Annotated in this window: 30 protein-coding genes and 1 pseudogene; 23 read left to right on the top strand and 8 right to left on the bottom strand. The window is 69.0% G+C overall.

The features are described 5' to 3' along the window. Nucleotides 1–14: 14 nt before the first annotated feature. From AB0383_RS45205 to AB0383_RS45190, 4 genes are read left to right on the top strand one after another with little or no spacing between them, the layout of a single operon-like run. Complete coding sequence (locus tag AB0383_RS45205; RefSeq protein ID WP_366190576.1) at nt 15–644, top strand: prephenate dehydrogenase/arogenate dehydrogenase family protein; 630 nt, start codon at nt 15–17, stop codon at nt 642–644. A 14-nt stretch (nt 645–658) separates the two neighbouring features. Beyond that, nucleotides 659–1,801 (top strand): phospholipase, encoded by a 1,143-nt coding sequence (locus AB0383_RS45200; RefSeq protein WP_366190574.1) that lies wholly within the window; start codon nt 659–661, stop codon nt 1,799–1,801. Nucleotides 1,802–1,813: 12 nt separating this feature from the next. After that, nucleotides 1,814–2,410, top strand: coding sequence for an ester cyclase (locus AB0383_RS45195; protein WP_366190572.1), 597 nt, complete (start codon nt 1,814–1,816; stop codon nt 2,408–2,410). Between the two features lie 12 nt (nt 2,411–2,422). Next, a complete protein-coding gene (locus tag AB0383_RS45190) occupies nt 2,423–3,193 on the top strand; it encodes an SDR family oxidoreductase (protein ID WP_364182243.1) in 771 nt (256 codons plus the stop codon). A 17-nt stretch (nt 3,194–3,210) separates the two neighbouring features. On the opposite strand, the gene AB0383_RS45185 is transcribed toward AB0383_RS45190, so the two are convergent. Next, nucleotides 3,211–3,717: a RidA family protein gene (locus AB0383_RS45185; RefSeq protein ID WP_366190570.1), complete on the bottom strand. Its 507-nt coding sequence runs from the start codon at nt 3,715–3,717 to the stop codon at nt 3,211–3,213. A 171-nt stretch (nt 3,718–3,888) separates the two neighbouring features. On the opposite strand from AB0383_RS45185, the gene AB0383_RS45180 reads away from it, so the two are divergent. Then, nucleotides 3,889–4,677, top strand: a complete 789-nt coding sequence (locus AB0383_RS45180) for an IclR family transcriptional regulator (protein WP_366190568.1) — start codon at nt 3,889–3,891, stop codon at nt 4,675–4,677. Here the strand turns inward: AB0383_RS45180 and AB0383_RS45175 are convergent. Then, nucleotides 4,670–5,347, bottom strand: a complete 678-nt coding sequence (locus AB0383_RS45175; protein WP_364182237.1) for a fumarylacetoacetate hydrolase family protein — start codon at nt 5,345–5,347, stop codon at nt 4,670–4,672. The two genes, AB0383_RS45180 and AB0383_RS45175, sit on opposite strands and share 8 nt — an antisense overlap. Before the next feature lie 225 nt (nt 5,348–5,572). Between AB0383_RS45175 and AB0383_RS45170 the strand changes: the two genes are divergently transcribed. From AB0383_RS45170 to AB0383_RS45105, 14 genes and pseudogenes are all read left to right on the top strand, one after another. Further along, nucleotides 5,573–6,805, top strand: a complete 1,233-nt coding sequence (locus AB0383_RS45170) for an FAD-dependent oxidoreductase (protein ID WP_364182234.1) — start codon at nt 5,573–5,575, stop codon at nt 6,803–6,805. A 28-nt stretch (nt 6,806–6,833) separates the two neighbouring features. After that, complete coding sequence (locus AB0383_RS45165; protein WP_354874937.1) at nt 6,834–7,727, top strand: LysR family transcriptional regulator; 894 nt, start codon at nt 6,834–6,836, stop codon at nt 7,725–7,727. Nucleotides 7,728–7,858: 131 nt separating this feature from the next. Then, nucleotides 7,859–8,266, top strand: coding sequence for a hypothetical protein (locus AB0383_RS45160; protein ID WP_220244474.1), 408 nt, complete (start codon nt 7,859–7,861; stop codon nt 8,264–8,266). Nucleotides 8,267–8,281: 15 nt separating this feature from the next. Next, nucleotides 8,282–9,298, top strand: a complete 1,017-nt coding sequence (locus AB0383_RS45155; RefSeq protein ID WP_366190564.1) for a phenol 2-monooxygenase — start codon at nt 8,282–8,284, stop codon at nt 9,296–9,298. After that, nucleotides 9,295–9,579, top strand: coding sequence for an MmoB/DmpM family protein (locus tag AB0383_RS45150; RefSeq protein WP_220244472.1), 285 nt, complete (start codon nt 9,295–9,297; stop codon nt 9,577–9,579). The genes AB0383_RS45155 and AB0383_RS45150 overlap by 4 nt, the downstream gene beginning before the upstream one ends. A 3-nt stretch (nt 9,580–9,582) precedes the next feature. Continuing rightward, on the top strand, nt 9,583–11,109 hold the full coding sequence (locus AB0383_RS45145) for a YHS domain-containing protein (protein WP_364182225.1): 1,527 nt from the start codon (nt 9,583–9,585) through the stop codon (nt 11,107–11,109). Nucleotide 11,110: 1 nt separating this feature from the next. Beyond that, on the top strand, nt 11,111–11,431 hold the full coding sequence (locus tag AB0383_RS45140; RefSeq protein WP_220244470.1) for a phenol hydroxylase subunit P4: 321 nt from the start codon (nt 11,111–11,113) through the stop codon (nt 11,429–11,431). Nucleotides 11,432–11,445: 14 nt separating this feature from the next. After that, entirely contained in the window at nt 11,446–12,498 is a 1,053-nt protein-coding gene (locus tag AB0383_RS45135) for a 2Fe-2S iron-sulfur cluster-binding protein (RefSeq protein ID WP_366190561.1), read from the top strand. Between the two features lie 24 nt (nt 12,499–12,522). After that, complete coding sequence (locus AB0383_RS45130; RefSeq protein WP_364182218.1) at nt 12,523–13,623, top strand: enolase C-terminal domain-like protein; 1,101 nt, start codon at nt 12,523–12,525, stop codon at nt 13,621–13,623. A 27-nt stretch (nt 13,624–13,650) separates the two neighbouring features. Continuing rightward, nucleotides 13,651–14,496 (top strand): catechol 1,2-dioxygenase, encoded by an 846-nt coding sequence (gene catA, locus AB0383_RS45125; RefSeq protein WP_220244467.1) that lies wholly within the window; start codon nt 13,651–13,653, stop codon nt 14,494–14,496. Between the two features lie 7 nt (nt 14,497–14,503). Then, entirely contained in the window at nt 14,504–14,785 is a 282-nt protein-coding gene (gene catC, locus AB0383_RS45120) for a muconolactone Delta-isomerase (RefSeq protein ID WP_364182213.1), read from the top strand. 245 nt (nt 14,786–15,030) lie between these two features. Then, nucleotides 15,031–16,340, top strand: a pseudogene (locus AB0383_RS45115) (FAD-dependent oxidoreductase). Next, on the top strand, nt 16,337–16,726 hold the full coding sequence (locus tag AB0383_RS45110) for a hypothetical protein (RefSeq protein ID WP_364182208.1): 390 nt from the start codon (nt 16,337–16,339) through the stop codon (nt 16,724–16,726). Before AB0383_RS45115 ends, AB0383_RS45110 begins: the two are co-directional and overlap by 4 nt. Beyond that, entirely contained in the window at nt 16,723–18,318 is a 1,596-nt protein-coding gene (locus AB0383_RS45105; protein WP_366190557.1) for a cytochrome bc complex cytochrome b subunit, read from the top strand. The genes AB0383_RS45110 and AB0383_RS45105 overlap by 4 nt, the downstream gene beginning before the upstream one ends. A gap of 34 nt (nt 18,319–18,352) precedes the next feature. On the opposite strand, the gene AB0383_RS45100 is transcribed toward AB0383_RS45105, so the two are convergent. Next, nucleotides 18,353–18,757 carry an SDR family oxidoreductase gene (locus tag AB0383_RS45100; RefSeq protein WP_366190555.1) on the bottom strand — a complete coding sequence of 135 codons (405 nt, stop codon included), beginning with the start codon at nt 18,755–18,757 and terminating at the stop codon, nt 18,353–18,355. Between AB0383_RS45100 and AB0383_RS45095 the strand changes: the two genes are divergently transcribed. The 4 genes from AB0383_RS45095 to AB0383_RS45080 are packed head-to-tail and all read left to right on the top strand — an operon-like array spanning nt 18,736 to nt 20,532. Next, nucleotides 18,736–19,020 carry a Rid family hydrolase gene (locus tag AB0383_RS45095; RefSeq protein ID WP_366190553.1) on the top strand — a complete coding sequence of 95 codons (285 nt, stop codon included), beginning with the start codon at nt 18,736–18,738 and terminating at the stop codon, nt 19,018–19,020. The genes AB0383_RS45100 and AB0383_RS45095 overlap by 22 nt on opposite strands. Before the next feature lie 5 nt (nt 19,021–19,025). Continuing rightward, the gene (locus AB0383_RS45090; RefSeq protein WP_364182197.1) at nt 19,026–19,628 is read left to right on the top strand and encodes an NADPH-dependent FMN reductase; all 603 of its coding nucleotides are present in this window, start codon (nt 19,026–19,028) and stop codon (nt 19,626–19,628) included. Nucleotides 19,629–19,645: 17 nt separating this feature from the next. After that, nucleotides 19,646–20,107, top strand: a complete 462-nt coding sequence (locus AB0383_RS45085) for a hypothetical protein (RefSeq protein ID WP_364182194.1) — start codon at nt 19,646–19,648, stop codon at nt 20,105–20,107. After that, complete coding sequence (locus AB0383_RS45080; RefSeq protein WP_366190550.1) at nt 20,038–20,532, top strand: flavin reductase family protein; 495 nt, start codon at nt 20,038–20,040, stop codon at nt 20,530–20,532. Before AB0383_RS45085 ends, AB0383_RS45080 begins: the two co-directional genes overlap by 70 nt. 73 nt (nt 20,533–20,605) lie before the next feature. Here AB0383_RS45080 and AB0383_RS45075 read toward each other — a convergent pair whose 3' ends face one another. Genes AB0383_RS45075 through AB0383_RS45055 form a run of 5 tightly spaced genes read right to left on the bottom strand, consistent with a single transcriptional unit; the run spans nt 20,606 to nt 24,030 of the window. Beyond that, nucleotides 20,606–21,520, bottom strand: a complete 915-nt coding sequence (locus tag AB0383_RS45075; RefSeq protein WP_366190548.1) for an NADP-dependent oxidoreductase — start codon at nt 21,518–21,520, stop codon at nt 20,606–20,608. A gap of 57 nt (nt 21,521–21,577) precedes the next feature. Then, on the bottom strand, nt 21,578–22,216 hold the full coding sequence (locus AB0383_RS45070) for a TetR/AcrR family transcriptional regulator (RefSeq protein ID WP_366190546.1): 639 nt from the start codon (nt 22,214–22,216) through the stop codon (nt 21,578–21,580). A gap of 1 nt (nt 22,217) precedes the next feature. Beyond that, a complete protein-coding gene (locus AB0383_RS45065; RefSeq protein ID WP_366190544.1) occupies nt 22,218–23,054 on the bottom strand; it encodes a fumarylacetoacetate hydrolase family protein in 837 nt (278 codons plus the stop codon). Beyond that, nucleotides 23,054–23,455: a nuclear transport factor 2 family protein gene (locus tag AB0383_RS45060; RefSeq protein ID WP_366190542.1), complete on the bottom strand. Its 402-nt coding sequence runs from the start codon at nt 23,453–23,455 to the stop codon at nt 23,054–23,056. The genes AB0383_RS45065 and AB0383_RS45060 overlap by 1 nt, the downstream gene beginning before the upstream one ends. Beyond that, nucleotides 23,452–24,030: a VOC family protein gene (locus AB0383_RS45055; RefSeq protein WP_364182177.1), complete on the bottom strand. Its 579-nt coding sequence runs from the start codon at nt 24,028–24,030 to the stop codon at nt 23,452–23,454. The genes AB0383_RS45060 and AB0383_RS45055 overlap by 4 nt, the downstream gene beginning before the upstream one ends. Between the last annotated feature and the right edge of the window lie 15 nt (nt 24,031–24,045).

The following is a 24,045-nucleotide window of genomic DNA, read 5'->3' as shown; positions in this document are numbered from 1 at the left end:
AGGAGCAGGTAATCATGCGGATCGCCATCATCGGAGCCGGCAACGTCGGCTCGGCTCTCAGCATGGCCGCCGTCGACGCCGGGCACGCGGTGACCCTGACCGCGCCCAGTCCGGAGAAGGCCGCCAAGGTCGCCGCCGAGACGGGCGCGCGGGCTGCGGCGAGCAACCTCGACGCGGTGGCCGACGCCGACGTCGTGGTGCTGGCCGTGCCGGGCAGCGCCGTCGGTGCCGTCGCCCAGGAAATCGCGCCCGCCGTGCGCGGCAAGGTCGTGGTCGACGCCACCAACCCGCTCAACGCGACGTTCACCGACCTCGACATCGAAGAGACCGCCGCCGTGCAGACGCTGCAGCGCTTGGTCAACGACGCTGCCGTGGTCAAGGCCTTCAACACGATCTTCGCCGGCCGACTCGGCACTCCCACCGAGAGCGGCCACCGGCTCGACGCCCTCTACGCCGGTGACGACACCGACGCCAAGAAGGTCGTCGCGGAGCTGCTCACCTCGCTGGGTTTCCGCCCGATCGACGCCGGCGGCCTGCGCATGGCCCGCGCGCTGGAGGAGATGGCGTTCCTCAACATCGCCCTCAACGCCGGCAACAACTGGCCCTGGCAGTCGGGCTGGGCGCTGCTCGGCCCGACCGTCTGAACGCCGACACTTCGATGAACGAGCCGGTCGTCGAAACCCCCGTCGTCGAAACCCGAGGTGCCGAAGGGCCGTTGGTCGTGCTGCTGCACGGCCGCGGCTCGCGCGAGAGCGAGATCATCGGGCTCGCCGACGCGTTGCCCAAGGGTTTCCGTTACGCAGCAGTGCGAGCACCGATCGCGGAAGGTGGCGGCTTCGCGTGGTTCGCCAACCGCGGCATCGGCCGCCCGACGCCGGAGTCGCTCCGGATCACCATGGACTGGTTCCTCGCCTGGCTCGACCGGCAACGCGGGCCCGTGCTGCTGATCGGGTTCAGGGGCGGGGCCGCGTTCGCGGGCGGCCTGGTCCTGGACGATCCGGACCGGTTCGCCGGCGCCGCCATCCTGTACGGCACTTTGCCGTTCGACGCGGGCGTGCCGACCGGCCCGGCGCGCCTGGCCGGCCTGCCCGTGTTCCTCGCGCACGGTGAGCACGACCAGGTCATTCCGCGCGACCTGCAGGACCGGACCTGGCGTTATCTCACGGCCGAGTCCGGAGCGCCCACCATCGCGCGGCGCGACCCGGTGGGTCACGGCTTCGCGCCCGACGCGCTGGCCTCCCTCGGCGGCTGGCTCGCCGAGCGCGCGGACTTTCTCGAGCGGCGCCGCGTGCCCGGGCCTCAGCCGACGAGGTGGGACGGGCTCGAGGAGCTGCCACCGAGAACGGGAAAGCGGTCGGACGTCAGCGTCACCATCCCCCAGCAGCAGCTCACCGACAACGCCTCGGCCGAACTGCAGGAAAAGCTGTTCGCCCGCATCAACGCGCTGCCCGGGGTGCACAGCACGCAGTCGGCCATCTCCGTGCCGGGCGCGCGCGGGTTCATGCTCGCCGACGGCCAGGCGGGGCCGGCGGACGCGTTCCTCGTGCCGCAGGCCGGCGAGTTCGCCCACCTGCACCCGCGCTCCGACGGTTCCCTGCACGTCGCCCTGCCGGTTTCCCTTGCCGCGGAAGCGATCGAACGTGGCTGGGCCGTCGCCCATCCGCTCGCCGGGATCCGGCTCACGCCGGGCATGGTCCTCGTCTACGGGCCCCGCGACGAGACCGAGCTGGACGTCGTCACCGCCATCGTCTCCACCAGCCATGCCTGGGCGACCGGGCGTGAACTCCCCTCTGTCAGCTGAAAGCGAGCAATCATGGATCGCCGTACCGCGCTCAAAGGCGGAGCCGCCGCCGCGTTCGGTGCTTTCGCCCTCACCGCCGTCGCGAGCGGCAACGTGGCCGAGGCCGCAGGACAGCCGCTGCTGCCGGACCCGGCCGCCCACCCCGTGCCGAACCCGCCTTATCCGCGCAACCTGACGCACGACGAGCGCAAGCACTTGGAGACGTTCGACGAGCTCGACTTCGACGTCTTCTCCCACGCCGACTGGAAGCGCCTCGACGAAAGCCACGCCCACACCATCCGCGTCCACTGGCCCGACGGGCACTACACCGACGGCATCGATCAGCACATCGCCGACCTCGCCGCGATGTTCGTCTGGGCGCCCGACACGCGTATCCACTCGCATCCCTTGCGCGTGGCCAAAAACGAGCTCACCGCCGTCACCGGCGTGATGCAGGGCACCTTCACCCGGCCGATGCCCGACGGCAAGGGCGGCTTCATCCAGCCGACCGGCCGGAAGTACGCGATCAACATGGCGACCGTCGGCATCTGGAACCGCCGCGGCACGATGGACGAGGAATTTCTGTTCTGGGACAACCAGACCTTCAACCAGCAGCTCGGCCTGGGCTGATCGGAGGACCAAGTGAAGCTCGACTTCAACGGCAGGACCGCGCTGGTCACCGGGTCGACGGCCGGGATCGGCGCGGCCACGGCCGCCGCACTCGCCGCCGCCGGTGCCGATGTGGTGGTGAACGGCCGTAATGCCGACCGGGTCGACGAGGTCGCCAAACGCCTTGGCGTACGCGGGATCGCGGCCGACGTCGGCACGGCCGAGGGCGTGGCGACCCTCGTGGAACAGCTGCCCGACGTGGACGTGCTCGTGAACAACGCGGGCTATTTCGCGCCGGTGTCTGTGTTCGAGATCCCCGACGCGGACTGGCTGCGGATCTACGAGGTCAACGTGCTTTCGGGCGTGCGCCTGGCCCGGCACTACACACCGCGGATGGTCACGCGCGGGTGGGGACGGGTGATCTTCGTCAGCAGTGAGTCGGCGATCCAGAATCCGACCGAGATGGTCCACTACGGCATGACGAAGACCGCGCAGCTGGCCATTTCCCGTGGCATGGCGCAGGAAGTGGCGGGCACGGGCGTCACCGTGAACAGTGTCCTGCCAGGACCGACGTTGACGGAAGGCGTGCGCGAGTTCGTGCAGGGCCTGTACCCGGACCTCGATTTCGCCGGTGCGGAGCGGCAGTTCATGACCCGCGAGCGGCCGACATCGCTGCTCGGCCGCCTGATCCGTCCCGAGGAGGTGGCGAACATGATCACCTACGTCGCCTCCGACCAGGCCGCGGCGACGACCGGTGGCGCGCTGCGGGTCGACGGTGGCGTGGTCACCGCCATCATCCCGTGACCGCGTGGGCCCGCCGGTCAGCGGCCGGCGGGCTCCACGACAGCGATCAGGTCCACTTCGACGGCGATGCCCTTGGGCAGCGCCTTCGCGCCGACGACCGAGCGGGGATGGCGCCCGGCGTCGCCGAAGACCTCGACCAGCAGGTCGGACGCACCGTTGAGGACCTGCGCCACGCCGGTGAAATCGTCGGCGCACGAGACGTAGCCGACGACCCTCGCGATGCCGCGCACCCGGTCGAGGCTGCCCAGCGTCTGACGCAGCTGAGCCAGCAAGTGCAGCATGCACTCACGCGCCGCCGCGTAGCCGTCTTCGGCCGTGAGGGTCTCGCCGACCCGACCGAGCCAGCCCTCGGAGCCTTGCCCGGCCAGGTAGACGAGGGAGCCTTCCTGGTATGCGCCGACGTAGTTGCCCGCGACCGGCCGCAGCGCGGGCAGGGTCAGACCGGTGGCTCGCAACCGGTCTTCCGGCATCGCACCAGGCACGCGGGCGCTCCTCTCGGGGGACATCCGGAACACGCTGGACATCCTCGGCACGCTAGAGGCCGCAACGGCGGAACACAGCCGAAGCGTCCGGCCTGACCGGACTCCTTTTTCTGCACCGCAAGCGCAATTCTCGCGTCCGGTACAGCCGGACACCGGATCGCCGATCCGGCCGGGGAGGCGTATTTTCCGCATCGGGTCGAACGGAGGCACGCCATGGTCGTCGCGTCGAAAGGGAACGCGTCCGTCGCGAAGGCGATGGTCGTGCTCAACGCGTTCAGCCCCGGTCAGCCGACACTCAGCGTGCGGCAGCTCGCCGAACGCACGCAGCTTCCGCGCAGCACCACGCACTCGTTGTGCCTGGCCCTGTGCCAGGCCGGGATGCTCGAACAGGTGCCGCGCCGCGGGTACCGGCTCGGGTCCGCGCTGGTCGGGCTCGGCGGCCAGGTGATCGACCGCACCGGCCTGGCCACCGCGTCGGAAGGGCTGCTGCGGCGGCTGCCGTTGCGCACCTGCCAGGAAACGCACCTCGCGCAGTTCGTCGATGGCTGGGTCGTGTACCTCGACCGCATCACCGGCCGGGAGCCACGGCCGATGCGCAACCGCGTCGGCCTTCGCGCGCCCGCGCACCGCACGGGCTGCGGCAAGGCCGCGCTCAGCGCGCTGGAGCCGGAGGTGGTGGAGCGGCTCGTCTCGCTGACCTGTGAAGCGGAACGGTTGCCCGCGCCCGATCTCACCGAGCTGAATGCCGTGCTGACGACGGCGAGGCGCGACGGGTTCGTCGTCAGCCACTCGTTCCAGCGCGGCACCACATCGGTCGCCGCCGCGATCACCGACCTCACCGGCACCCCGGTGGGCGCGGTCTCCATCGCCGGGTTGAGCGAGACGTTCACGCGCAAAGCCGTCGCGGAGGCCGCGCGCAACGTCACCGAGGCCGGCCTCGCCATCAGCCACCGCATCGCCGACCGCCTCGGCACCTTCCGGGCGACGGCGACGCTCACATAACCCGCGCCAGGACGTTCTCGTGGAAACCGATCTCGTCGATCTCCGTTTCGAGGACGGAACCTTCGCTCAGCAACAGCGGAACCTCCTCGCACCCCGCCGCGACGACGTCACCCGGCTCGAGCCGCACGTGTTGCGAAACGCGGTGGACCAACGCGACGAAGTCCAGATCTGCGGTGTCGGTCTTCTGTACCGGCCGGCCGTCGACGAAGCTGTGCAGGGCGAGCCGGGGTCGCAGACCTCCCGGCAGCTCGTCGGGAGTCACCAGCGCCGGGCCGAGTGACAGCCACGGCACGGTGACCTCGTTCAGGATCGAGAATCCCGCGATGGTGCCGAGTCGCCCCATGACCACCGCCGGCTCGGCCTTCCACGTGGCGGCCACGGATTCTCGAGACAGCACGATCGCGTCTCGCGGCCCGGCGAGCGACTCCGGCCGGGTCACGTGGAAAGACCGCCGGCCCAGGTCGACCCGGACCACCTTCCCCGGGCGCGCCAACAGTGGCGCCCGGTCGCAGAACATCGCCTCGTGCGCCCGGCCGGCCGCGGCGACCGGCCATTGTGGATCAAGAAGCAGCGCACCGACGTCCGGGTACGGCAGTTCGACGAGCGTGCCGTCGTCTTCGGCCCGCGCCGCGCGCGTGCCGCCGCTCGTGCGGATCGTGGTCAGTTTCATGCCGAGCCTCCTGGAAGGTTCGCGCGGGTGACGTCCGGATCAGTGGGACGCCGGGGTGGCCCGGCGACATTCGGACGGCGAAGGTATGGATCTGTCGTTCCCGTGTATCAGTCGGTGTTCGGGCACGTGGAACCTTGACAGTATATATCCAGATTCGTATCGTTCGACGTCACCGACCGCTGACCGACGGTGGTCGACACAGTGTCGTGCAGGAGGAGAATCCGGATGTCAAGGATCCTGATCGTAGGCGGTGGCTTCGCCGGGGTGTGGAGCGCCGCGAGCGCGGTGAAGCTCCGCCAGGAACGCGGACTGTCCGAAAAGGACCTTCAGGTCACCGTGGTGAACGCCGGTGACGACATGGTGATCCGGCCGCGGCTCTACGAGGCGGATCCCGACCGCATGCGCGTTCCGCTCGACCGGGTGCTCGGCCCGATCGGCGTGCGCCGCGTCGCCGGCACTGTCGTCGGCATCGACACCGACGCGCGCACGGTCTCCGCGGTCCGCCGCGACGGGACCACCGCCACGCTGGACTACGACCGACTCGTGCTCGCCTCGGGCAGCCAGGTCGTGCGGCCCGCCCTGCCCGGCGCCGAGCACCTCTTCGACATCGACACCCTCGCCGGTGCGGCCACGCTCGACTCGCACCTGCGCCGGCTGCCGGACCGCGAAGCCGGGGCAGGCAGGTTCACGGCCGTGGTCGTCGGCGCCGGGTTCACCGGGTTGGAGATCGCGACGGAGCTCGTCGGACGGCTGAAGGAGCTGGCCGACGACGTCCGCGTCGTGCTCGTGGAGCGGCTCGACGCCGTCGGGCCGGAGCTGGGCGAGGGCCCGCGGCCGGCGATCGAGAAGGCCTTGGCCGACCTCGGCGTCGAGGTCCGGCTCGGCGTCAGCCTAAAGGAGCTCGCCCACGACAAGGTGCGCCTGTCCGACGGCACGGTGATCCCGACGTCGACGGTCGTGTGGACGGCCGGCATGACGGCCAGCCCGCTCACGTCGTTCATCGCGGCGGAGAAGGACCACCTCGGCCGCCTGGACGTGGACGAGTTCCTGCGCGTTCGCGGTGTCCCCGACGTGTACGCGGCCGGTGACACGGCCGCCGCGCTGTCGCCGGCCGAGGGCCGCGTGGTGATGCAGAGCTGCCAGCACGCCCTTCCCCAGGGGAAGTTCGCGGGGCACAACGTCGCCGCGGACCTGCTGGACGAGGCCCTGGTCCGGTTCGAGCCGGCGCCGTATGTCACCTGCCTCTCACTGGGGCCGGCGGGCGCGGTCGTCACGTCGGGCTGGGACCGTGAGGTGCAGATGACCGAGCACATCGCGAAGGACCTCAAGCACACGATCAACGAGCAGTGGATCTACCCTCCGGTCGACGACCCGGCAGAATTGCTGAACCAGGCCGGTCCGTACGCGGCCTGGCCGGAGTACGAGCCGGCTGGAACAGTGGAGTCGCTCGCGGTGTGAGCCGAGGTCGGTCGGAGGTGAGGTCCGGATGGAGCTGCGGCACCTGCGGTACTTCGTCGCCGTCGCCGAGGAGTGCCACTTCGGCCGCGCCGCCGACCGGCTGCACATCGCCCAGCCCGCGTTGTCTCACCAGATCAAGCAGCTCGAGGCCGAGCTCGGCGTCGAACTGCTGACGCGCACCACGCGCAAGGTGCAGCTCACGCCCGCCGGGCAGCGGTACCTCGACCGGGCGCGCGCCGTGCTGGCCTCGGTGGACGCCGCGAGCGTCGAGGCCGGCCGGGTCGCCCGGGGTGACGTCGGCCGGGTGGCCATCGGCTTCACCGGCTCGGCCACCTACGAGCTGCTGCCCTCGCTCGCGCGGGTGCTGCGCCGCGACTTCCCGGGCATCGAGCTGGACCTCAAGGGCGAGATGCTCACCCCCGACCAGGTGACGGCGCTGGTGGAGGAGACCCTCGACATCGGTTTCCTCCGCCCGCCCGTCCGGGAGCCGGGGCTGGTCGTGCAGGTCCTGCGCCGTGAGCCGCTGATCGCGGTGCTGCCCGCCAGTCACCCGCTCACCGACCGTGACACGGTGCGGCTCGCGGACCTGCGCGACGAGCCGTTCATCTGCTATCCGTCGCGGCACCGTTCGGTGGTCTACGACGCCGTGTTCGACGCGTGCCAGCAGGCCGGGTTCGTGCCGTCCGTGGTGCAGGAAGTCGGCGAGACGTCCACTTTGGTCTCGTTCGTCGCGGGTGGGCTGGGCGTCGCCCTGGTGCCCGCGTCGGTGCGGCACCTGCAGATCACCGGCTCGCAGTACCGGCCGCTGGCGGGCACGACCCGTGAGGTCCAGCTGGCCGCCGCGACGCGTGCCGACGACCTCTCGCCGCACGTCGCCAAGGTGCTCTCGCGCGCCCACTCGCTGCTCGGCGGCCCGCGCTGAGCCAGCGCGATTGATAAACCGCATCTATCGATCGGGAAGTTGTAAGTATTTCTCATTTCCGAATCCGTCGGAAACAATCGTGAAATGCCAGGTGTTCCCTGGTCGAGGTTTTCCGGACTCAAGGAGGAGCCGTGACCCCGTTCATGCTGGCTGTCCAGTCGTTGCTGGACGGGGAGGAAGCCCCCGTGCCGGCCACCGAACCGGCCGCCCCGAGATCGGTGGCCGTGGCCACCGACGAGCAGGTGATCATCCGTTCCCTCGCCGAGCAGCTGGTGTGCGAAGCCAACGCGATCCTCCGCGAGCACGGGCCGGTGTTCAGCCTCGTCGACGACAGCAACGACGGCGAACTCGCCTTCACCGTGGGCTTTTCCGACCGCAGCGCGCGCATCCGCACCGCGATGTCCGGCCGGGAAGCGACCGTGCAGCTCGTGATCGCCGGTGAAGCCGACGAGGTCCCGCGGCGCCTGGCCGGCGACGAGGAGCTCCGGGCGCTGCTGCTGAGCCTGCTGAGGCTGGACCCCCTCCCCGCCCACCACTGACCTGGAAGAGGACTGATGCAATACGAACTGCGGTATCAGGTCATCGAGCCGAAGAGGCAGACCTACCAGAACGTGATCGACCGGTTCGGCGACCAGCCGGCCAGCCGCTACCTCGAGGCGACGCTCGACGTCGAACCGCGCGAGAACTTCCACTACCGGCCCACGTGGGACCAGCACCGTGAGCTCTACGACGCGGACTACACCGCGCTGAAGCTCACGGATCCTTACAGCTACACGGATCCGCGCCAGTTCTACTACACGCCCTACGTCACCAACCGGGCGAACCTGCACGACGAGTTCACCAAGCAGATGGCGTACCTCGAAGAGCGCGAGCTGCTGGCGAAGCTGCCCACGGCGTGGCGGACGGTGCTCACCACGGCCATCCTTCCTTTGCGCCACTACGAATCCGGCGCGCAGATGGTGAGCGTCGGCGGTGCGCGGTTCGCGTACGGTACCTCGCTGGAGCAGTGCTGCACCTACGCGGCGTTCGACCGCATCGGCAACGCGCAGATGCTCTCGCGCGTCGGCATCGCGCTGGGCGCGGGCACCGGTGACCTGCTGCAGGTCGCCAAGCGCGAGTGGCTGGACAGCGAGCACCTGCAGCCGCTGCGCCGGTTCACCGAAGAAGCCATGGTCACGCCCGACTGGGCCGAGGGCCTGGTCGCGGTCGACCTCGTCGACTCGCTGATCTACCCGGTGCTCTACCGCGAGCTCGACGAGATCGCGCTCACCAGCGGCGCCGGCGCGTACAGCCTGTTCACGCAGTACCTGCACACCTGGTTCAAGGACCAGCGCAAGTGGCTCGACGCGCTGATCAAGGCGTGGGCCGCCGACGAGGAACACGGCGCGGACAACCGCGAGCACCTGTCCCGCATCGTCGCGACGTGGAACCCGCTCGCGCACGAGGCGGCCACGGAGCTGGCGCGCGTCGTCGACCACCAGCTGCCCGACGCCGGCACGGTCGCCGCGCTCGCGCGCACCACAGCCGCCGCCGAACAGCGCTGGGCCCAGGTCACTGGAGGTACGGCGTGAGCGACACCCTGCGCCAGGTCGGCATCGACATCCAGGAATCCGAAGAGAACCGCGGCCTCGTCGCCGCCATCCGGGCCGACAACCCGGAGCTGACCGTCCGCCACCTGCCGGGTCTGGTGAAGATCCAGGCCGCGGGCCAGATCGTGATCAACCGGGAGTCGGTGGAACGCGAGCTCGGGCGCGAATGGGAGACCGGCGAGTTCCAGCTGGCCATCGTCTCGTTCGCCGGGAACCTCTCCGAGTGGGACGACGACCGGATCATCGTGAAGTGGGAGCACTAGGACATGACTCAGACCGCACCGCGCCGCAAGCTGCCGCTCAAGGAGCGCTACGCGCTGCTGACCCGTGACCTGGACTGGGATCCCAGCTACGTCACCAAGGAACAGCTGTTCCCCTACACCAGCTACGAGGGCATCAAGGTCCACGACTGGGACGGCTGGGAAGACCCGTTCCGCCTCACCGTGGACGCGTACTACAAGTACCAGGCCGAAAAGGACAAGCGGCTCTACGCCGTGCTCGACGGGTTCGCGCAGAGCCAGGGCCACCTGGGCCTCGCGGACGCCAGCTACCTCAACGCGATCAAGCTGTTCATCCAGGGCGTGACGCCGCTGGAGTACGCCGCGCACCGGCACTTCGCTTACCTCGGGCGCTACCTCGAAGGCCCGGCGCCGCGGTTCGCCGCGCTGTGCCAGAGCGTGGACGAGCTGCGCCACTGCCAGACGCAGATCCACACCATCAGCAACTACAACAAGTACTACGGCGGCTTCCACAGCTGGTCCAAGATGCACGACCGCGTGTGGTACCTGTCGGTGCCGAAGTCGCTGTTCGACGACGCCATGACGGCCGGGCCGTTCGAGTTCCTGATCTCGATCTCGTTCAGCTTCGAGTACCTGCTGACCAACCTGCTGTTCGTGCCGTTCATGAGTGGCGCGAGCTTCAACGGTGACATGCCGACGATGTCGTTCGGGTTCTCGGCGCAGTCCGACGAAAGCCGGCACATGACGCTCGGCCTGGAGGCCATCAAGTTCCTGCTGGAGCAGGACGAGGGCAACGTGCCGATCATCCAGGACTGGATCGACAAGTGGTTCTGGCGCGCGTACCGGATGTCCGCGCTGGTCGCCGGGATGATGGACTACATGCTGCCGAAGCCGGTGATGAGCTGGAAGGAGGCGTTCGAGCTCTACTTCGAGGACCAGATGCTCGGCGGCCTCTTCCCGGACCTGGAGTTCTACGGCATCCGCCCGCCGCGCCACGTGCAGGACGCGATCGCGGAGAAGGACAAGCTGTCGCACGAGGTTTACAAGGTCCTGCACAACTTCTCGTTCGCCGCTTCGTTCACCACACAGGCGCCGAACGAGCAGCACATGAAGTGGCTGGCCGAGCAGTACCCGGAGACGTTCGACCAGCACTACCGGCCCGTGTGGGAGAAGCACCACCGCATCGAGGCCGAGGGCGGCCGGATGTTCTTCCAGGGCCTGCCGCAGCTGTGCCAGGTCTGCCAGATCCCCATGGTGTTCACCGAAAAGGACGACCCGGCCAAGACTTCCTTCCGCTCCAGCGAGTTCCGCGGCGAGCGGTTCCACACCTGCAGCGACGGCTGCCAGTGGATCTTCGAGCGCGAGCCGGAGAAGTTCGTGCAGGCGTGGCTGCCCGTGCACCAGATCTACCAGGGCAACTGCGGTGGCCCGTCAGTGCCTGAAGTCCTGGAGTGGTACGGGATCCAGGAAGGCGACAACGGCGAGTACAAGGGGTCGCCCGACCACAAGTCGTGGATCGGCTGGCACAACGGCGACGTGGAACAGGGAGCCTGACATGGCGGTGAAAGCTCTTTACGACTACGACTTCCCGTCGGCCGACCGCGCCGAGCTCTTCGGCGACGACCAGCTCGTCTACGTGCATTGGGAAGGCAACCCGCTGTTCTGCTCGGCTGCCTGCTTCCGCGTGCCGAAGGCATTGGGCTTCGGCGAGTTCGTGGAGACGGTCGTCGGCCCCTGGGCCGCGTCCGACCCGGACTTCGACCCGACGGCGGTGCGCGACTGGCGGGTGAACGGCCGGCCACTCGACGGCTCCGCCGAAGCCCCGCTCACCGAACTCGGCATCGGCCACAAGGCGCTGCTGCAGTTCACCGCCTGAACGGAGAATTCGTCTTGACGACGCACACCATCCGCGTGGAACCGATCGGCGCCGAGATTCAGTGCCGGGAGGACCAGACCGTGCTCGACGCGTGCCTGCGCGAGGGCATCTGGCTGCCGCACGCGTGCACCCACGGCACGTGCGGCACCTGCAAGGCCCAGATCCTCGACGGTGAGGTCGACCTGGGCGACGCGTCGCCGTACGCGTTGCTGGAAAGCGAGCGCGACGAGGGCGCCGCGTTGATCTGCGTGGCCCAGCCGCGCGGCGACGTGGTGCTCGAGGGTGAAGTCGACATGGACGAGGGCGTCGGCGTCCACCCGGTGCGCGACTTCCGCGCCCGGGTGGGCAGCCTCGAGGAGATCGCGCCCGACGTCCGTCGGCTGGTGCTCGCCCTCGAGGAACCGATGCGGTTCAACCCCGGGCAGTACGTGCTGCTCGACGTGCCGGGCGGGCACCAGCGGCCGTACTCGATCGCCAGCACGCCGTCGAACGGGTCGCTGATCGAGCTGCACCTGAAGCGCTCCGAAAACGGTGTCGCCACCGACGGCTGGGTCTTCTCCAGCCTGAAGGCCGGCGACGAGGTCACCCTGTCCGGCCCGTACGGCCGGTTCTCGTTCCGTCCACTTCGGACGCAGCCGATCCTGCTGCTGGGCTCGGGCACGGGCCTGGCGCCGCTGAAGGCGATGATCCGCCACATCGACGAGGAGGGTGGCGAGCACCAGGTCACGCTGTACCACGGAGTGGCCACCAAGGACGATCTGTACGACCGGGAGTACTTCGAGGAGCTCGAAGCGCGCACGGACTGGTTCACCTACCGGCCGGCGCTCTCGCGCGACGACTGGAACGGCCGCTCCGGACGGGTTCCGGCGCTGCTGGCCGAGGACTTCCCCCGGGCGGGCGGGAACGTCGCCTACATCTGCGGCAGCCCGGACATGGTCTCGGACACCATGAAGGCGCTGATGAAGGCGCGGTTGTTCCCCCGGGACATCTACCGCGAGGACTTCTTCGACTCCGCCGACCGCGCCGCGGGCACCCACGTGGTGCGCAGTCCGCTGATCAGGCGCTGATCCGGCCCCTGTGAAAGGATCGCGATGAAAGTCACCGAAATCGAGGCGATCCCGTTCGCCATCCCGTACCGCAAACCCCTGCGGTTCGCGAGCGGCGAGGTGGACACGGCCGCGCACATCCTCGTGCGGGTGCACACCGACGAGGGTCTGGTGGGGACCGCCGAAGCGCCGCCCCGGCCGTTCACCTACGGGGAGACCCAGGGCTCGATCAAGGCCGTCATCGACTCGGTTTTCGCGCCTCAGCTGCTGGGGATGTCGCCGCTGGCCCGTGAGGCCGTGCACGCCAAACTCGACCGTACGGTGGGGAACCCGGCCGCGAAGAGCGCGATCGACATGGCGCTGTGGGACCTCATCGGACAGAGCCTCGGCGTGTCCGTGACCGAGCTGCTCGGCGGCTACACCGACCGCATGCGCGTGTGCCACATGGTCGGGTTCGCGCAGCCGGGCGAGATGGTGGACGAGGCCGAGCGCGTGCGCGACCTCCACGGCATCACCACGTTCAAGGTGAAGGTGGGCCGCAAGCCGATCCGCCTCGACGTGGACGTCTGCCGCGCACTGCGGGCCGGGCTCGGCGACGACGTCGAGCTCTATATCGACGGCAACCGCGGCTGGACGGCCTCGGAGTCGGCCGCCGCGTTGCGGGCGCTCGAGGACGTCGGCCTGCTGTTCGCCGAGGAGCTGTGCCCGGCCGACGACGTGCTCGGTCGCCGGTGGCTCGCCACGCAGAGCCGGATCCCGCTCTACGCCGACGAAAGCGCGACGCGGCCCGGCGAGGTCACGCGCGAGCTGCTGGCCGGCGCGGCCCACGGCGTCAGCATCAAAACGGCGCGCACCGGCTTCACGTACTCGCAGCGGGTGCTCAGCCAGTGTTCCGGGCTCGGCGTCGAGGTCGTGCTCGGCAACCAGATCGACGGGCAGATCGGCTCGCTGTGCGCGGCGACGTTCGGGGCCGCGTTCGAGCTCACCTCGCGGCGGGCGGGTGAGCTGTCGAACTTCCTCGACATGACCGACGACCTGCTCGCCGAACCCCTGCGCATCGAGCACGGCGAGCTGCGCGTGCCGCAAGGCCACGGCATCGGCATCCAGCTGGACGACGGAAAGCTCGCGCGTTACCGCCAGGACTGATTCCCACCACGAAGAGAGGTATTTGCCATGACTGAAGTCGTTTCGCCCACAGCCGCAGCTTCGGGTGCGTCGGCGACCGAGCGTTTCCAGGAGCGGGCCAAGGGTTCCGCCGCGGCGGACGCGGCCCGCGTGGACGCGATCGCGACGGACGCGCTGGCCGCGCTGCACGAGGTCGTCCGCAAGCACCAGCTGACCTACGACGAGTACAACGCCTTCAAGGCGTGGCTGATCCGGGTCGGCGAAGACGGTGAGTGGCCGCTGTTCCTCGACGTGTTCATCGAGCACGAGGTGGAGAAGGTGGCGAACGCCAGCCGCGAGGGGACCGCCGGGAGCATCGAAGGTCCGTACTACGTGGAGGGTGCGCCGGAGTTCGGCGCGGAAGGCACCCTGCCGATGCGCGAAGGCGAGGGCGGGCAGCCCTTGCGCTTCTTCGGCCAGGCGCGCTCGGTGGCGGGCGAACCGCTCGCGGGTGCGGTGGTGGACTTCTGGCAGGCCGACGACGACGGTCTGTACTCGCAGTTCGCGCCCGGCATCCCGGAGTGGAACCTGCGCGGCCGCTTCACCACGGACGCCGAGGGCAATTTCTCGATCCACACGATCCACCCGGCGCCGTACCAGATCCCGACCGACGGCGCGACGGGCGCGTTGATCGCCGCAGCCGGCTGGCACGCGTGGCGTCCGGCGCACCTGCACATCAAGGTTTACGCGCCGGGGCACCAGGTGATCACGACGCAGCTGTACTTCGACGGTGGTGAGCACGTCGGCGACGACATCGCCACGGCGGTGAAGGACGCGCTGATCCTCGCACCGACTGCGGCTTCGTCGGGCGCCGGCGAAGAGGTCAGGTACGACTTCGTGCTCGACCCCGCCTGAGGCCGGCATGTTGTTCGCGGTGCGGATGGACGTCTCGTTGCCGCTGGACCTCGACCCCGAATTCCGGGACGAGCTGCTGGCGACGGAGAAGGCGTACAGCCAGAAGCTGCAGCGGGAGGGGAAGTGGGTCCATCTGTGGCGGGTCGTGGGTGAGTACTCGAACCTGAGTGTGTTCGACGTCTCGGACAACGGCGAGCTGCACGACCTGCTGTGGAACCTGCCGTTGTTCAAGTACATGAGTGTCAGTGTGACGCCGTTGGCGCAGCACCCATCTGCGTTGGTGGGCTGAGAGTTCTCGGGCGCGCGGGCCGGTTCGTCCGGCTCGCGCGCCCGTCTTGACACGGTTAATCGGGATGTTTAGTGTCCTGGTTATGAGGAGTCAAAGGGCAGTTGTCGATAGCTTGTGGCTTGAATCTGGATATTGAGCATCCAGATTTCGCAGTGTCCTGTGTGGTCGGGCGACTGAAGCTACAAATCGGGCACGCGATGGCAGGCTGACCCGAGTCAGGCTCTCGTGGAGAAAGGCCAGGACGCATGGACGGGGATCCGACCAGAGTCGTCATCGTCGGCGGCGGGTTCGCCGGCTACCGCGCCGCCCGCGCGTTGCGGCGGTCTTTGCCCAAGGCGGCGGGGATCGAGATCGTGATCGTCAACGAGACGGACTACTTCCTGTACCTGCCGCTGCTCCCGGAAGTGGCCGCCGCCGTCGTCGTCGACCCTCGGCGGGTGACGGTGTCGCTCCCGGCCGCCTTGCCTGGCGTCCGTTTGGCTCTCGGCACGGTGACGGCGCTCGCGCCGGAGAAAGATCGACTGTCCTATACGGACCCCGAGGGCGCGGTCCACGAGCTTCGTTACGACCGCCTGATCCTCGCGGCGGGCAGTGTCACCAAACTCCTGCCGATCCCCGGCGTCGCCGAACACGCGCACGGTTCCCGCGGTGTCGCCGAAGCCTGGTACCTCCCCGACCACGTGATCCGCCAGGTTGAGCTGGCCGCCGCCGGCGATTCACCGGAGGAGCGTGACGCGCGGTGCACGTTCGTCGTGGTCGGCGCCGGCTACACCGGGACCGAGGTGGCTGCCCAGGGCCCGCTGTTCACCCAAGCCATCCAGCGGCGGCACCGGGAGCTCGAGGGGCAGCGGACGCGCTGGCTGCTGCTCGACCTCGCTCCCCAGGTGCTGCCGGAGCTCGATCCGCGGCTTTCCCGGGCCGCGGATCGGGTCCTCCGCAAGCGTGGCGTCGAGGTGCTCACGGGCACATCCGTCCGCGAGGCACCAACGACGGTGTCTGGCTCACCTCGGGCGAGTTCGTGCCGACGCGCACCATCGCCTGGTGCGTCGGTGTCAGCCCGCACCCGCTGGTCGCCGGCGCCGGCTTCGAGACGCAACGCGGGCGCCTCGTCGTCGACACCACCCTCGCCATCCCCGGCCACCCCCGCATCTTCGCCTGCGGCGACGCGTCCGCCGTCCCCGACCTCACCCGCCCCGGCGAGGTCACCGCCATGACTGCCCAACCCGCCACCCGCCAGGGCGCCCTCGCCGGCCGCAACGTCGCCGCCTCCCTCGGCTTCGGCATCGCGCGCGAGTACAAGCACCACGACCTGGGGTTCGTGGTCGACCTCGGTGGTGCGCAGGCGGCCGCCAACCCGCTGCACATCCCGCTGGCCGGCTGGGTCGCGAAGCTCGTCACGCGCGGTTACCACCTGCTTGCCCTGCCGGGCAACCGCCTGTGCGCGGCGGTCGACTGGCTGCTGGACGCGCTGTCGCCTCGCCAGTCCGTGCAGCTGGGCCTGGTCCAGTCGGCCTCGGTTCCCTCGGCCACCACGACTCCGGGTGAGCAGCGATGACGCCGGGGCCGGAGGTCGCGCGGCGGGTGAATGGCCATGCCGTGGTGAAGGACCCCCCGCTGGTGGTGCGGATCGATCGGGTGCTGGCGGTGATCGTCGCGCTGCACTGCGCCGGCGTGGTGGCCCGCGCGGTGGTGCACCCGAGCGTGGCGTCGGTGGGTGTGGCCATCGGGATCCTGGGGCTGTCGGCGGTGGGGATCTGGTGGCACTTCCGCACGCGCGGGCGGTCGGGCGCGGTGTTGCTCGGCGTCTCGATGGTGTTGTCGTTCGTGTTCGGAGCGTGGTTGGGGCCGGGAGTTGTCACAAATGGGGTGCTGTCCGTCGTCGAAGTTTTGGGCGCCGTGTTCGCGGTGGCCGTCCTGCGTAGGCGAGTGAGGATCACATGAGCTCACTGACCAGTCCGACCAAGTCCGACCCGGGCGCGCTCAAGGCCGCCGGCGTGGTGGCGAAGGCGGTCGATGACCGCTATCACGTGTCCAAGGGTCTGCGGCACCAGATGAACAAGGTGTTCCCGACGCACTGGTCGTTCCTGCTGGGCGAGATAGGGCTGTACGCGTTCATCGTGCTGCTGCTCAGCGGTGTTTATCTGACGTTGTTTTTCGATCCCTCCATGCAGGAGGTCGCCTATCACGGTGTGTACACGAACATGCAGGGTCTGGAGATGTCGCGGGCGTTTGCCAGCACGCTGGACATCTCGATGGAGGTCCGTGGCGGGTTGTTCGTGCGGCAGGTGCACCATTGGGCGGCGTTGATCTTCATCGCCGCGATGATGGTGCACATGTGCCGGGTGTTCTTCACCGGCGCGTTCCGCCGGCCGCGGGAGGCGACGTGGCTGATCGGTGCGACGCTGCTGATCCTGGGTATGTTCGAAGGCTTTTTCGGCTACTCGCTGCCCGACGATTTGCTGTCGGGTACGGGGATTCGGGCGACGTTGTCGGGGATCATCCTGTCGGTCCCGGTGATCGGCACGTGGATCCACTGGGCGGTGTTCGGCAGCGAGTTCCCCGGGAACCAGATCATTCCGCGGCTCTACACGGTGCACATTCTGATCATCCCGGGGACCATGCTGGCGTTGATCGCCGCGCATCTGGCGATCGTGTGGTACCAGAAACACACCCAGTTCCCCGGGGTGAAGCGCAAAGAAACGAACGTCGTCGGTATCCGGATCTTCCCGGCGTTCGCGCTGAAGGCGGGTGCGTTCTTCACGATCGTCACCGGTGTGATCGCGTTGCTGGCCGGGCTGTTCCAGATCAACGCGATTTGGAACATCGGCCCGTACAACCCGTCGCAGGTCTCGGCGGGTTCGCAGCCCGACTTCTACCTGGCGTGGGCCGACGGCCTGCTGCGGATCTGGCCGGCGTGGGAGCTGTATTTGGGCGACTACACGGTTCCGGCGGTCTTCTTCGCCGGGGCGGTCGGGGTGGGGGTCCTGTTCACGTTGTTGCTGTCCTATCCGTGGATCGAGCGGCGGCTGTCGAAGGACACCGCGCACCACAACATCCTGCAACGCCCGCGTGACGCGCCCGTGCGCACGTCGCTGGGCATGATGGGGCTGGGTTTCTTCCTGGTGATCGAGCTGTCCGGCTTCAACGACATCATCGCCGACCAGTTCGACATTTCCCTCAACGCCACGACGTGGGCCGGGCGCATCGGTGTGCTGGTCGTGCCGCCGTTGGCGTACTTCATCACCTACCGCGTGTGCCTGGGCCTGCAACGCGCGGACCGGGAAGTGCTCGAACACGGCATCGAGACGGGCATCATCACCCGCTCGCCCTCGGGCGGCTACCTGGAAATCCACCAGCCTCTCGGCACCGTGGACAGCCACGGCCACCCCGTCCCGCTCGACTACCAAGGCGCGACGGTCCCCAAGAAGATGAACAAACTCGGCGCCGCCGGCCACGCCGTGCCTGGCTCACTCCTGACCCCGGACCCACCGGAGGAAACAGCGGCTGTGCAGCACGTCAGACGAGGTCACTGACCACGCCCGACCACCGCGACCGCCGGGGCGAATCTCACGAGAGATTTCGCCCCGCGACGCGGCCCAGGGCGGCCTGCCCGCCGAGCATTTCCGGCACGGCGGCGTTGTCGCGGATCGTGCCGTCGAGGAAGCCGGTGGCGACAGGGCCCGGCGCGACCACGTTGACGCGAATGCCGCGCTTGCCGAGCTCCTGGGTGTGGTAGCGGGTGAGCACCTCAACCGCGCCCTTCATCGCCCCGTAGATCGACCACCCTTCGCCGGCGGATCGCGCGAGCACACTGGAGATGTTCACGATCGAGCCGCCGTCGGCGATGCGGGGAGCGAGCTGCTGGATGAGGAAGTAGACACCGGTGAAGTGGAGTCCACAAGGGACTGCACTTCGTCGAGAGACGTCGTCCCGAGCGTGGTGAGAACGCCGTGTCGCGGGACAGGGAAACAAAACCTTTCCGCTACCTCACACGGGTTCTGGCGCTTGCGGGAGCGGGCCTGGAGCACGTAGTTTCCCTCACCAAGTTCCTGACCGATGTCGAACGGGACAACGCGATCGTCACGACCGTGATGCGCGAACTGTTCCCCGCGATGCCTACTTCGACCACAGTCGAGGTTTCCCGTCTCGTGCCCAGGGGTCTTCATTTCGAAGTCAACGCGATCGCGGCCGTGCCAGCTCGTTCTGGTCCCGTGGTCCTGGATCAGAGCGGCTGATTCTCATGACCAAAGATCTTCGTCTTCTCGGAATTTGCGGAAGCCTTCGTTCGGGCTCCTACAACCACGGCCTGCTGAAGGCTCTCGCTGACGAGGCGCCCGCCGACGTCACGCTCGATCTCCTCGACGACTGGAGCGAGGTGCCGAACCTCAACGTCGACCTCCCCGAAGACGGGCAGCCGCCCGCGGTGGTGCGGGCCATCGCCGAAAAGGTGCGTGCGGCAGACGGCCTCGTGCTCGCGACGCCGGAGTACTGCAACAGCGTGCCGGGCGCGTTCAAGAACCTGCTCGACTGGCTGTCGTTCCCGCCGCCGTTCAACTGCCTGCGGTTCAAGCCGATCGGCTTGGTCGGCGCGAGCATCGGCACCGGCGGCACGCTGCGCGGCCAGTCGGCGTTGCGCGGTGCCCTGCTGTTCTTCGACGCGATGCTGATGGGCCGGCCGGAAGTGGCGGTCAGCCTGGGCAAGATGAAGTTCGACGACGAGGGAAACCTGAAGGACGAAGAGGTCCGGTCCCTGCTTCGCCGGTTCCTGTCCGACTTCGCGGAATTCACCCAGAGCACCAACGCACGCGGCCTCGACCCGCGGGAACGGGAATTCGTTTTCTGACGAAGGGATGGTGTCTTGTGGACGGTCCACTCGACCTCGGTGCGCCGCCGGGTGTCCCGTCGACCGGCGAAACGCTCTACCTCGCGCCGAACCGGCGCCTCGCCCGTAGTGCCGAAACCCGTCACCGCCTGAAGTGTTTCCTCGACATTCCGATGTATTCACTGTGCCCGGCGGTGTCGCTCGACGAGATCGTCCGGCAGGAGCGCGCGGCGGTCGCCGGACATTCGGCGGGCGGGCACGGGGTCGCGATGGCGCTGGCCACGCGCTGGGCCGAGAACTACGGCATCTCGCCGCGGCCCGGCTTCACCCACTTCGACGAACTCGATGCACTCGCCGACCCGGCCAGTGACCTCACCGGGTCCATTGTGGATTTTTTCGACCGACGTCAGCCATGCCACAAGGAGGTAGCATGCTCACGCAGTTGCAGAACGACTTTCGCGACGTCATGGCCGGAGTCGCCACGCCGGTCTCGGTGGTGACCGCGTTCCACGAGGGCTCGCCGCACGGGACGACGGTCAGCGCCTTCACGTCACTTTCCATGGATCCGCCGATGGTGCTGGTGTCGCTGGACAAAACGTCTCGGCTCCTGGGGTTGGTCCGGAAGTCGCGGCGCTTTGGGGTGAACGTACTCGGCGCGGCGCAGGCCGAGACGGCGCGCTCGTTCGCGAAGAAGCTCGAGATGGGGGAGAAGTTCGCCGGCGTCGACTGGCAGCACGACAACGAGCTGCCTCGGCTGGCGGGTGTTCCCGGGTGGCTGGCGTGCACGGTGAGCCAGGAAGTCGAGGGCGGGGACCACATCGTCCTTTTCGGACAGGTCGTCTCCGCTTCGACGGCCACGGCGGCTCCGCTGACGTACCACTCACGGACGTTCGGGACGCATTCGTTGCTGGCTCAGAGTGCGTGACGGCTTCTTGGGTAGGGTTGCAAACGATTGCAAGTCGGCGTGAACGCGCTCGATCCCGCGCGTTCACGCCGGTTCAGATCGTGCGGATGATCGTCTTTCCCTGACTGCGCCGGCCCGGCGCGAGAGCCGCGGCGGCTTCCTCCAGCGGATGAACGGCCCCGACCAGCACCCGCAGCCGCCCGTCGCGAACCCGCTGCGCCAGGTCGGCCAGCCGCGCCCGGTCGGCTTCGACCACGAAGAAGATGGCGCGCCCGTCCCGCGGCCACGCGTTCGGCGGCCCCGCGATGGTCACCAAAGTCCCACCGGCGCGGACGACCCCGGCCGAACGGTCCCCGATTTCTCCGCCGAACACGTCCAGCACCAGGTCGACCTCACCGACGTCCTCCAGCCGGTCGGCCTCCAAGTCAACGAAGGAATGCACGCCGAGGTCGAGGGCCGCCTCACGGTTGTGCCCCCGCCCGGTCCCGATCACCGTCGCCCCCGCCTCCCGGGCGAGCTGCACCGCGATCGACCCGACGCCCCCTGCCGCGCCGTGGACCAGCACCGACTGCCCGGGCTCGAGCCCGCCGTGGTCGAACAGCGCCTGCCACGCCGTCAGTCCCGAGATCGGCAACGCCGCACCCACCGTGTAGTCGATGTCCGCGGGCAGCGGCGCCAGATTGCGCGCCTCCACGGCCGCGAACTCGGCGAGCGACCCGTCCCGCGTCCAGTCCGCGAGTCCGAACACGCGTTGTCCCACTGTGAGCCCGGTCGTGCCGTACCCGAGTTCGGCCACCACCCCGGACAGCTCGTGCCCGGGCACGCTCGGCGTCCGGTCCCGCCCGGCCCGGTCGGTCCACGTGCCGGGCCACTCGAGCTCGCCAGGCGTGAAGCCGGCCGCGTGCACCCGCACGACTACATCGTTCTCGGCGGCGTGCGGATGGGGCCGGTCCACAAGAGACATCCCGCCGACACCGGCGGCTCGATCCTGGACGGTGATGGCTTTCATGCTTCCCCTAACCTGATTCCGGTGCGGTCCATCGAGAACTTACCGCCGCGGCTCGCATCACGCCGCCGCGTGCAGCTCCGCGACCGCCTCGCCCAGCTCGGGGTGCGCCGACGACACCGTGACGAGGATGGCGACAACCGCGTCGTACACGAGGTTTTCGAGTTCGGCGGCGGGGACGTCGCAGTCGTGGGTGAGCCAGTCGAGCGTGGTTTCGTCGAGCATGCCCATGATGCCGCGGATCGCGACGCGAACGCGCGGCGGCGGTTCCGTGGTGAGGCCCAGCAGGTCGACCACGAACTCGGCGCCGGCGCGGCGGGCGCGTTCGAAGAGCTCGTCCACCTCCGGGTCCTGGCCGCCGGCGCGGATGAACGCGAGCATGGTGTGGACGTGCGCGCGCCGGTATTCGATGTGGCGGCGCAGCAGGCCACGCATGCGTTGTTCGCGCGTGTGCTCGTCGTCGCGCGGCCGGTGCAGCTCGATGAGCTCGTCGAGCGCCTGCTCCAGCACCGCGAGGTACAGGCCGCGCTTGTCCTTGAAGTGGTAGAACAACAGTCCGTGCGCGACGCCCGCGGCTTCGGCGATCTCGCTGATGTAGATCTCGTCGTAGGGCTTGAGGGCGAACAGGTCGGCGGCCACCTCGATCAGCGCCGCGCGCCGCTGCCCGCGGGGCGGCGCCGTGCGCTTCTCGGAACTCATGTCAGCTGCCTCCTGTGCTCACCTCGTTGCGCAGGCTGCCGATCCCTTCGACACTCACCTCGACGACGTCACCCGCCCGCAGGTACTCACCCGACGCGAGTGCGACGCCGGCGGGCGTTCCGGTGAGGATGACGTCTCCCGCCGCCAGCGGGATCTTCGCCGAAACAGCCGCGACGAGCTCGGCCACCGGGAACAGCATCTCACTCGTGCGCCCTTGTTGCCTGAGCAAACCGTTCACCCGGGTGGTGACGGTGAGGTCGTCGCCGAGCTCGTCCGGCGTCACGAGCGCGGGGCCGAGGGGCTTGAACGTCGGAAACCCCTTGGCGCGCTGGAGAAGTGACAAGTCGACGACGGCGCCGTCGCGCATCCCGCGGAACTGGACGTCGCGCGCCGACACGTCGTTGGCGACGGTGAAACCCGCGATATAGCGAGCGGCGTCCTCGGCTTTGACGTCGGCGGCCGGTGCCCCGAGGACGACGGCCAGCTCGGCTTCGTAGTCGACCCGATCCGGTGCCTCGGCGGGCAGGACGATCGGCTTCCCGGTCCCGACGAACAGCTCCGGCCCCGGCGTGATCGGGAAAAACGCGGGCGTGATCGGGACTTTCAGCGCGGCCTCCGCGATGTGCCCGGCGTAGTTGGCCCCGACGATCACCACCGTCTTCGGCCGCGCGACGGGCGTCAGCAACGTGGCTTCCGCGAGCGGCAACCGCCCTCGCACGGCGGCGTCCTGCGCGTTGTCCGCCAGCAGCTCGGCGACGTCGTGGTGCGGCACGTCGAGCAGCAGCAACTCCTCGCCGTCCCCGCGGGCCAGCCCCTGCGTCGTCCGGTAGAGGCGCATCAGCCGGCCCCGGCCAGCACGGTGATGCGGCGCTCGGCGATGCGCCAGCGTCCTGCTTCGCGAGTCAGGACGTCGTGGACGCGGCTCACCGTCCGCAGGTGCGGCGGCGCGGCCGGGTCGCCGAGGGCGTACACCTGCAGGTCGCAGCGGCATTCGGCGCGGTCGCCGTCGAGGTCGAACCACGACGGCGACACCACGTGCAGCGTCGGCCGGTCCTCCTGCTCCCGGCGACGCATGGCCTCGCGGATCTGCTCACCCTCCGCACGGATCTCCTTGGTGCCGGCCATGACCAGCGTCGCGTCGGCGGTGTAGCACTCGGTCGACGCGCTCGCGTGGCCCTCGTCGATGAGCCGGAACGACGTGCGCACCACGTCCTCGCACGCGAACCGCGCCTCGCTCACCACGTCGGCACCGTCAGCTCGGCTTCGGTCTTCCCGGCGCGCAGCTCGGTGAGCAGCGCCGCGGGGTCGAACACCACCCCGAACGGATTGCGCGCGAAGCTTTCGGACTGCATGAAGGCCGTGCCCTCCTCGGTGGTCGGGAAGTTGTCGATCTGCAGCTCGATCTGGTTGCCGTCGGGGTCGGCGTAGTACACCGAGGTCGTCGGCCCGTGGTTCACGGCTTGCAGCGGCCGCACCCCGTCGGCGTCGAGGCGTTCCCACGTCTCGAGCAGCTCCCGCAGGCTGCCGTAGGTGAACGCCACGTGGGCCAGGCCGTGCAACGGCAGCGCTGCCAGCTCTTCGGCCGAGAGATCGGTTTTCGGGCCGCCCAGCAGCGCCGCAACGTCCTCGTCGGGCATCGCCGACGTCGGATCCGCGACCGCGATGCGGTGGTGCTCGTCGTCGTAGGTCACGAACACCATGCCGGGCGTCTCGTGCACCACCCGGCCATCGAGGGTTTTCACGTACCAGTCCCGCATCGCAGGCACCTGCCTGCTGTACAGGACGACGTGGGAAAGCTTCGCCGGTGAAGCCATGTCTTCCTCCTCCAA

This window comes from Amycolatopsis sp. NPDC051373, from assembly GCF_040689465.1.
GTDB lineage: Bacteria > Actinomycetota > Actinomycetes > Mycobacteriales > Pseudonocardiaceae > Amycolatopsis.
Note: the sequence above shows the minus strand (reverse complement) of the source record. Positions and strands in the feature narration are given on the sequence as shown.